Below are 1510 nucleotides of genomic sequence, written 5' to 3'. Positions count from 1 at the left end.
TGTACGTCTTCAAACTAAAGTGGACTTTTCCTAAGAGAGTATTTAGTTAATAATTCAAAGATAAATGTTTTTTTTGATTTGTTGTTAATTTTAATTTTTGGTACTCATTTCTTCGGCCAATAATAGCCATTTTCTTTAATCGTTCACGTTCTTTTAAAATCATTTCACCTCTTCCAAAATAGACATCTGCTGGGGTTAAGTTGTTTAATGATTCATGATAGCGTTCATTGTTATAGCGATAAACAAACTTTTCTAAAGCAGCTTCTAATTCTTCGGGAGCAAAGTAATTATCAAGTTTTACCACGTTTTTCATAGTTCTGTGATAGCGTTCAATTTTTCCTTGTGTTTGTGGATGATTGGGTCTGCCATGTACTTGTTGCATTTGATAATTGTCTTTTAAATACGTTTTTAATTCGCTTGCAATATAGCACGAACCATTGTCTGACAAGAGTTTTGGTTTTTGTTTAGTTACCAATTTTGCTTTTTTAATGGCAGTATCCACAGTTCTTTTTACATCATCGGCTTTCATGCTTGAGCAAAGTTCCCAATGCACAATGTATCGGCTGTAATCATCTAAAACCGTACTCAAGTAATACCAACCCCAACCCAATATTTTAAAATAGGTAAAATCCGTTTGCCACATTTGATGAACAAAGCCTGTTTTGTCTGTAAATTCATTACCTGCACTCAGAAAAATATGAGCTGGAGCTGTAATTAAACCTCTTGACTTTAAAATCCGATAAACACTTGATTCTGATAGGAATATCTGTTGTTCATCAGTGATTTTATAGGCTAATTCTCGAGAAGACAAATCAGGATAATCTAAAGCTAATTTTACAACCAAATTCTTCTGCTCTTGTGGAATGCTATTCCATTGCCTGTTTGCTGCTCTTTTGGTTGGAAGCAATCCTTCAACACCATTTTCGCTGTAAGCATGATACCAATTGTAAAACGTACTTTTATTGATTCCAATCTCCCGAAGTGTTCGATTTACGCCAATTTCTGAACGAGTAACCATGTGAATGATTTCTTGTTTTTCGGATACTGTAAGTCGCATATATTTCTTAAACTTTTCAGTTAATCCAGCATGTCCAAGCTTTTTTTTACAATATCGTAGCGTAAAACTAAATCGGCAATCATTACTTTTAAAGACTGATTTTCTTTCTTGAGCTCTGATACTTCATCACTCGTAGCTTCTCTTGTTACATCGCCTGCTAAACGCTTTTTACCTGCTTCCAAAAATTCTTTGTTCCACTTATAAAACTGAGATTCATTAATGGAATACTTACGACACAATTCTGCAACTGACATTTCTGCTCGTAAAGCTTCCATAACAATCTGAATTTTTTGTTCAGAACTAAAGATTCTTCGTGTGTTTCTACGAATGTCTTTGATGAAATTCTCTGCTGTTTTTTTCTTGGGTGTTTTCATAATAATTCAAATTTAAGGATTTTGAAAACACTCTCTTAGTTTTGAACTAAATCAGTCCACTTTTTGCTGACGATTTACA

The 1510-nt window shown here is 33.6% G+C and carries 1 protein-coding gene; it reads right to left on the bottom strand.

The annotated features are described in order from the left end of the window. Nucleotides 1-46: 46 nt before the first annotated feature. A protein-coding gene (locus tag BW939_RS15665) for an IS3 family transposase (RefSeq protein WP_370515718.1) occupies nt 47-1431 on the bottom strand; the annotation gives its coding sequence in 2 pieces (ribosomal slippage) (nt 47-1116 and nt 1116-1431; 1386 coding nt in all). Nucleotides 1432-1510 lie beyond the last annotated feature (79 nt).

It is taken from the genome of Chryseobacterium piscicola (assembly GCF_900156685.1).
Classification (GTDB): Bacteria; Bacteroidota; Bacteroidia; order Flavobacteriales; family Weeksellaceae; genus Chryseobacterium; species Chryseobacterium piscicola.
This window is presented reverse-complemented; position numbering and strand designations above follow the sequence as displayed.